Source organism: Sphingomonas sp. (assembly GCF_019635515.1).
Lineage (GTDB): Bacteria > Pseudomonadota > Alphaproteobacteria > Sphingomonadales > Sphingomonadaceae > Sphingomonas.
In genome coordinates this window covers 1,102,268-1,109,663 of sequence record NZ_JAHBZI010000002.1, presented here as the reverse complement: position 1 = coordinate 1,109,663, position 7,396 = coordinate 1,102,268, and the positions used below count along the sequence as shown (strand labels likewise).

At 67.3% G+C, this 7,396-nt stretch carries 3 protein-coding genes; 1 reads left to right on the top strand and 2 read right to left on the bottom strand.

What is annotated here, in order from left to right:
* On the bottom strand, positions 1 to 6,059 hold a 6,059-nt coding region (locus KF730_RS17765; RefSeq protein ID WP_294099861.1), incomplete at its 3' end, for an Ig-like domain-containing protein.
* A 327-nt stretch (positions 6,060 to 6,386) separates the two neighbouring features.
* Here KF730_RS17765 and KF730_RS17760 point away from each other — a divergent pair.
* Entirely contained in the window at positions 6,387 to 7,007 is a 621-nt protein-coding gene (locus tag KF730_RS17760; protein WP_294099859.1) for a tail fiber protein, read from the top strand.
* 64 nt (positions 7,008 to 7,071) lie between these two features.
* Here the strand turns inward: KF730_RS17760 and KF730_RS17755 are convergent, their stop codons facing one another.
* Positions 7,072 to 7,365: a hypothetical protein gene (locus KF730_RS17755; protein ID WP_294099857.1), complete on the bottom strand. Its 294-nt coding sequence runs from the start codon at positions 7,363 to 7,365 to the stop codon at positions 7,072 to 7,074.
* Positions 7,366 to 7,396 lie beyond the last annotated feature (31 nt).

The window sequence follows — 7,396 nt, the reverse complement described above, 5'->3', positions numbered from 1 at the left end:
GCGACTGGTGGCGCGGCCATGGTGAAGGTCACCGTGTTCGAAACCGACGAGACATTGCCCGCGGCATCGGTGGCGGTGGCGGACGCGGTGTGCGTGCCCGCCGACAGCGCGGTCACGGTCTGGAAGCTCCAGCTGCCACCGGCAGCGGCGGTCGCCGTTCCCGCCGTGGCGCCATCGATCGCAACAGTGACCGTGGCATTGGCCTCCGCCGTGCCCGAGACGATCGGCGTCGCGGTGGAGATGACCGATCCGTTCACCGGCGCCGTGACCACCGGTGCGGCGGGCGCGGTGGCATCGACGGTAAAGCTGATGGTAGCCGATGCTGCCGAAGCATTGCCGACCGCATCGGCGGCGATGGCACGCACGGTATGCGTGCCATCGGCCAGCGTGGCGGCGGTGAAGCTCCAGGTTCCACCGGTCGCGGTGGTTGTCCCGGCAGTGGCGCCATCGATCACAACGGTGACCGTCGCCCCTGCTTCGGCGGTGCCGGTGATCGTCGGCCTGTTGTCTGCGTTGGTCGAGCCATTGGCCGGCGCGGTCACCACCGGTGCGGCGGGCGCAGTGGTATCGACCGTGAAGGTGCGGGTCGCGGAGGCGGGCGAGACATTGCCGACCGCATCGCTCGCGGTAGCGGTGACCGCATAGGCGCCGTCGGCGAGCGGGGCGGTGGTGAAGCTCCATGCGCCGCCGCCGCTGGCGGTAACCGTGCCTCCGGTCGCGCCGCCGATCGTGATCGTGACGGTCGCGCCGGCTTCGGCGGTGCCGCTCAGCGTCGGGGTGCTGGTGGCGACGATCGCGCCCTCGGCCGGCGCGTCGATCACCGGCGCGGCCGGCGCGGTCGAATCAACCGTGAAGGTAATCGTTGCCGAGGTCGGCGAGACATTGCCGCTGGCATCGGCGGCGGTAGCGCGCGCGGTGTGCGCGCCCTGCGCCAGAGTCGCGCTGGTGTAGCTCCACATGCCGGCGCCATTGGCGGTCACCGTGCCTGCGGTTGCGCCATCGACAATGACGGTAACCGTCGCATTGGCCTCCGCGGTGCCGGAGATTACCGGTGTCGCGGTACCAACGGTGGACCCGTTCGCCGGCACGGTGATCGCCGGCGCGGCGGGCGCGGTCGTATCAACGGTGAAGTTGATCGTCGCCGACGCCCCCGAAGCATTGCCGACGCTGTCAGTCGCGGTCGCGCGGACCGTGTGCGCGCCATCGGCGAGGGTGGCGGCGGTAAAGCTCCACGCACCGCCTCCGCTCGCGGTGACCGTGCCGGCGGTGGCGCCGTCAATCACCACCGTCACCGTAGCGCCCGCCTCGGCGGTGCCCGAAATGTCCGGCGTATTGTCGGCGGTGCTCGATCCGTCGGCGGGCACGAGGATCACCGGCGCGCCGGGCGCGGTGGTATCGACGATGAAGTTGCGTGTCGCCGATACCGGCGAGACGTTGCCCGGACCGTCGGAAGCGGTCGCGGTCACCGTGTGCGGGCCGTCGGCCAGCGTCGCGGTGGTGAAGCTCCAGGTGCCACCGCCATTGACGCTAACCGTGCCGGCGGCCGTGCCATCGATGCTGATGGCAACGGTCGCGTTCGCCTCCGCGGTGCCGCTCACCACCGGGGTCGGGTTGGCGATGCGCGCGCCCTCTGCCGGCGCAAGGATTATGGGCGCGGCAGGCGCGGTCGAATCTACGGTGAAGCTGTTGGTCGCCGATGTCGGCGAGGCGTTGCCGCCCGCGTCGGTCGCGGTGGCGCGCACGGTGTGGGCCCCATCGGCCAGCGATCCGCTGGTGAAGCTCCAGCTACCGCCCGCGGTTGCCGACACGGTGCCGGCGCTGGCGCCGTCGATCACCACGGTTACCGTGGCATTCGCTTCGGCGGTGCCGGAAATCGCCGGCGTCGCCGTGCCGACCGTCGCGCCATCGGCGGGGCTGAGCACCACCGGTGCGGCGGGCGCCACGGTATCGACGGTGAAATTGGTCGTGGCTGACGCCACCGAAACGTTGCCGACCGCGTCGGTCGCGGTTGCGAACACGGTGTGCGGCCCGTCGGCCAGTATGGCCGAAGTGACGCTCCAGTTGCCGCCGGTCGCGGTAACCGTGCTGGCCGAACCATCGATGGTGACCGTAACCGTCGAATTCGCTTCGGCGGTGCCGGTGATCGCCGGCGTGTTGTTCGACGTGGTCGATCCGTTCGCCGGCACGGTGATTACCGGCGCATCCGGCGCCAGGGCGTCGACCGTGAAGCTGTTGATGTTCGAATCGGCGGAAGTCGCGCCGGAAATGGTCGCCGTCGCCTTGACGCTGTGGGGGCCATTCGAAAGCGCACTGCCGGCGAGCGTCCAGCTGCCGCCGGTCGCGGTGGTGGTGCCGATGCTCGAACCGTCGATATAGACTGTCACGGTGCTGCCGGCGACCGCCGAGCCCGCATAGGTCGGAGCCGGCGCTATGCCGGTCGCGCCATTTGCGGGGCTGGTGACCGTTGGTGCCGCCGGAACCCCGACCGGAACGGTCTGCTGGGCCGGCGGCGCCGGATCCCAGTTTCCATCACCCGCCTGAGCGGCGTTGATCACGCAATTGCCCGAACCGGTGAAGCTTACCACCCCGCCCGAGATCGAGCAGACGCTCGAGGAACCGGCGTCGATCATGAAGGTGACACCGAGGCCCGACGTCGCGGTCGCGCTCGGCGTATAGGTCGCTCCGCCCGCCGAAGCGCTGCCCGGAATGGCCGAAGTGAAGGTGATCGTCTGGCCGCCCTTGGCGATCGTCACCGCATAGGCCTGGGGGACGGTGTAGGGGCCGCCGCCCGTGGAACTATCCCGCGCGGTGACCGTGAAGTTGAACGTGCCGGCGGTGGTCGGCGTGCCCGAAAGCGTGCCGTTGGCCGCAAGCGCGGTTCCGGTCGGCGTGGTGTCGGGCGTGGTGTAGGTATAGGGCGCGGTGCCGCCCGACGCGGCGATCGTCGTGCTGTAGGCCGTGCCGACCGAGCCGCCGGGCAGAGGCGGCGCGGTGATCGTCAGCGTCGGCGCGGCGACGGTTACCGAATAGGTCTGCGAGCCGCTAAAGGGTGCGCCGAGGCCGGTCGTCGTATCGCGCGCCGTCACCGTGAAGGTGAACGGACCGCCTGCGGTCGGCGTGCCGCTCAGCGTTCCATCCGAGGCCAGCGTCAGCCCGGTCGGCAGCGTGCCCGTGGTGTGCGCAAAGGCATAGGCGGCATTGCCGCCGCTCGCGGTGATCGTCGCGCTGTACGGAACCCCGACCTGGATCGTCGGCAGCGTCGTCGGCGCGACCGCGATCGTCGGAGCCGCGACGGTGATCGAATAGCTGTTCGGTACCGTGTAGGGGCCACCGGTGCCGGCGGACGCGCTATCGGTCGCGGCGATGTCGAAATTGAACGTGCCGACGGCGGTAGGCGTGCCCACCAGCTTGTCGCCCACGATCGTCACGCCATTCGGCAACGTGCCTGCGCTGAGCGAATAGGTATAGGGAGCGACCCCGCCGCTGGCGGTGAGCGTCTGCGAATAGGCAGCGCCCGCAGTCGCACCGGGAAGCGCGCCGGCCGCGGGACTGAGCGTCACGGCCGGTGCCGCGATATCGAGCCTCAGCGTGCCGCTGGTCTGCGCGAAGCCTGTCGGCCGCGAACTATCGGTCACGGTCGCGGTGAAGTCGAATGCGCCACTCGCCCCCGGGGTGCCACTCAGCGTGCAATCATTGTTGAGCGTCACGCCGGCGGGCAGCGCGCCCGATGCGGGGGCGGGGTTGCAGGTATAGCCACCCGTACCGCCGCTGGCGGTAACCAGGACGCCCGCCAGCGCGGTGCCGCGCGTCCCGCTGCCGGTCAGGCCGATGGTCAGGGCCGGATCGTTGACCGTCACCGATACCGCGACGGCGTTCGAATTGCCGGCGAGATTGGACGCCCGGACATAGAAGCTGTCGTTGCCGCGAAAGCCCGTCGGCGCCGCATAGGTCACCAAGCCCAAATTGCTGATCGAAGCATTGGTCGTCGAACCGTTGGCGCTCTGCGCGCTGCTGGCGAAGCTGACGCCGTCCTTCGAGATTTCCCATGCGGTCGGGGTGGGCACCGCGCCGGTGCCGGCAGCCGCGTTGATCGAATTGCCGGTCGAGCCATAGGCCACCGCGCTCGCGGTGAAGGCGTTGAGCGCGGGCGGCGTGGCGTTGACGGTAAGCGTGCCGCCGCCGGTATTGATCGACTGCGCCGAGGTCGCGGTCACCTGCACGCTGCCGGTCGGAAGCGACCCGGTCGTCGTCGGCGAGACATCGACGGCGACGGTGCAGCCCGCGCCCGCCGCGAGCGATGCCGCGGAAAGCTCGATCAGCGAACTGCCGGCAACTGCCGAAGCCGAGCCGCCGCAGCCGTTGCTCAGGTTCGGCGTCGAAGCGATGGTGAGCCCGGTCAGCGCCTTGCTGAACGCGACGCCGTTGATCGTGATCCCGGAGCTCGACGTCAGCTGGATCGACAGCCGGCTGTTCTGCCCGGGATCTATCGTCGCCGGCGAGAAGCTGACGGCCGGCTCCGGCGCGCGCAGATAATGGAACTGGTCGGCCGGCGCGTTGACCGCCGATTGGCCGGTCGCATTGGTGACGCGCACATCGACCGGCGAAACCGAGAAGGCTTGGGACGGCGCGGTAACGGTCAGGCTGGTCGGCCCGTTCACGACGACGCTCGTTCCCGCGACGGAGCCGAAAACGACCGTGGAGGTCGGCGTGAAGCTGGTGCCGGTGACGGTCACGCTCGCGGTCGTCGAGCCGGCCGGGCCGAAGTTCGGCGTCACCGCCGTCACCGTCGGCGCGTCGAGGCCGATCACGAAATTGGTGATGGCAAGGTCGGATCGCGTATAGGGCAATTGCGTGCCGCCATTGGCGCCCGTCACCGAGCTATCGACGATATCGACGTTGAAGCTGAAGGTGCCGGACACGGTCGGCGTGCCGGTGAGCGCGCAATTCGAGCCGAGCGTGACGCCGGCGGGCAGCGCCGCGGATCCGGAGTTGAGGGTACAGCTATAGTTTGATTTGCCCCCGCTCGGGTTGACCGCATAGGCCGAAAGCGAGGCTCCCACCTTGGCCCCGCTGCCGCCGAGCGTCGCGGTGATCGTCGGATCACCGACAGGGACCGTCACCGTCGCGGCGGTCGATGTTCCGCCGCCGTTGCTCGCCTTGACGAAGAAGGTGTCGCTGGTCCCGGCGGTGCCGGTGTTGCCGCGATAACCTACGGCCGGCGTGTAGCTGGCGATACCCGAGCTGTTGATGACGACGGTGCCGCCGCCCGTGGTGGTCGCGCTACCGGCATAGGTTCCGCCGCTGCTGTTCGACACGGTGTAGCCGGTCGGCGCGTTGGCGACGCCGCCGCCCGTTCCAACATCGATGTTGGTCGCGGTGGCGGAGCCGGGGTTATAGGCGACGATGCTGCCATAACTGAAGCTCGAGATCGTCGGAGCGGTGGCAGCGGCAGTGCAGGTTGCGGTAACAGCAATCGTGCCGCCCGTGCTCGACGAAAATAGCCGAAGGCCCACGGCAGTGGTGCCGCTGGGAATGGTGTAGCTGAAACTGGACGTGCCGTTGCCGGTGGGCGAAACCCGCGCTCCGGTGGGCTCGCTATACCCATTGGTACCGCTGCCGGCTCGCATAAAGGCGCGCAAGCCGAAGCCACCATTCGCCGTATAGCCCGTAACGGTGACGCTGACATCGACGACGTCGTTGACGTCGAATACGTAGGTCGTCGTGTTGTCCGGCGCGAAATTATAGGCGCCGTAGAATCCGTCGCTCCAGCCAGCGCTGCGCGCCATCTGCACCGAACTGGTATTTGTGCCGACGGTCGCCTTGGCGTTGGTGCTCGTAATCGCGCCTGATGTGTTGAGCGTAGTCGTGTGATTAAGTACCCCCGAATTGATCGCGGTGCAGCCGGTGGAGGCGTGCGCAGCGGCCGGCGCGAACGCGGCGGCGATCGCGGCGAGGCCAAAGGCCGCGCGGCGGAGGCGCAGAGCGGGCGCACGCGGCGTTTCGATCGCGCGCCAAGCCTGCAGGCCACGCACCATACGCGCACGGAAAGTTGCGATCACCACGGATAAATCCCCCAAATCCCCGATTCGGAGTCATATCCCTGAATCCTGATAGTGCAATCATGTAATCTGACTATCTAGTTAAGGTTAAGCGCCTTTTGGAGCAAATATGATGCCAACACCGTGACGTGCATATTGCTGCAATAGCTCGAATATGACTGATGCGTTCGATTTGGACTATATTTACAACCGATTTGGCCTGCATGATAATTCCGTCCCATTCGGATTGATGCTAGCGGGACTGTAGTTTTACCAAATTAAAACAGGTAACGAAGCCGAGGCGATGGCTTAGGCCTCTGCTCGCTTCATTTACTAGGGGAGGACCGAATGGAACCGTTTCTTGGACAAATCATGCAGGTTGGTTTCAGCTTCGCGCCAAGGGGCTGGATGATCTGTCAGGGGCAGCTTCTGGGCATCGCACAGCAGACCGCGCTATTTTCGCTGCTCGGGACCACTTTCGGCGGTAATGGGCAGCAGACCTTCGCACTTCCCGACGCACAAAGCCGGGTTTTCATCGGCACCGGCAAAGGGCCTGGCCTGTCGCAATATGATCCGGGACAGATTGGCGGCGTCGAAAGCACCACGCTCACGATCGGTCAAATGCCGGTGCACAACCACAACGCCACCTTTACGCCGAGCGGTGGTGGCGTGTCCGGATCGCTGCAGGCGATGACCGGTAATCCCGTCGGCCAGGAGACCAGCGCACCGGCCGATGGTTCGTTCCTCGCAACCGTCGCCGATCCCGGCGGCGCCACGCCGATCCTCTATGCGCCGGCGGGCTCTGCCGGCACCCCCGTGAACCTGGGCGGCCTCAACATTTCGGGCGGCAGCGGCGGCACCGTGACCGTCGCCCCGAATGGCGGATCGCAGCCGGTCGGCATCCTCCAGCCCTATCTCGCGGTGACCACCATCATCGCTCTGGAAGGAATCTTCCCGTCGCGGAACTGAGCCGCGGCGTATCGGCATTCCGCTCCGGCCGCGTGAACACTCACGCGGCCGGATTCGTTTCCGTTCAGGAGAACGCCGCCTGATAATGCCTTTTGTCGGCGGAAGGCTGGAGTTGGGCGATGCAGATCTCGTGCGGTCCACCCTTTCCGCAATCGAACTCGTAGGTGGTATCCATCAGCACGACATTCGCCGGCGCCTCGAAGAATAGCGAGAAGGGTTCGCGATGATCGGGCAAGCCGCGTAACACCGGCCGCCGCTCGATCCGCGCCAATGTGATCTCGACCGGCGCTGGAACCGTGTTGAGACGCACCTTCTTCCCCACCCAGGGCTCGAAATCCTCCGGAGTCAGCAATCGCATCGGCAAATTCTCCTTTTGGCGCGCCCGCAAC

What these genes read in the sequence shown, in the direction of transcription:
- KF730_RS17755 (WP_294099857.1), bottom strand. Translation starts at nt 7,365, where the DNA reads ATGCGATTGCTGACTCCGGAGGATTTCGAGCCCTGGGTGGGGAAGAAG.
- KF730_RS17760 (WP_294099859.1), top strand. Translation starts at nt 6,387, where the DNA reads ATGGAACCGTTTCTTGGACAAATCATGCAGGTTGGTTTCAGCTTCGCG.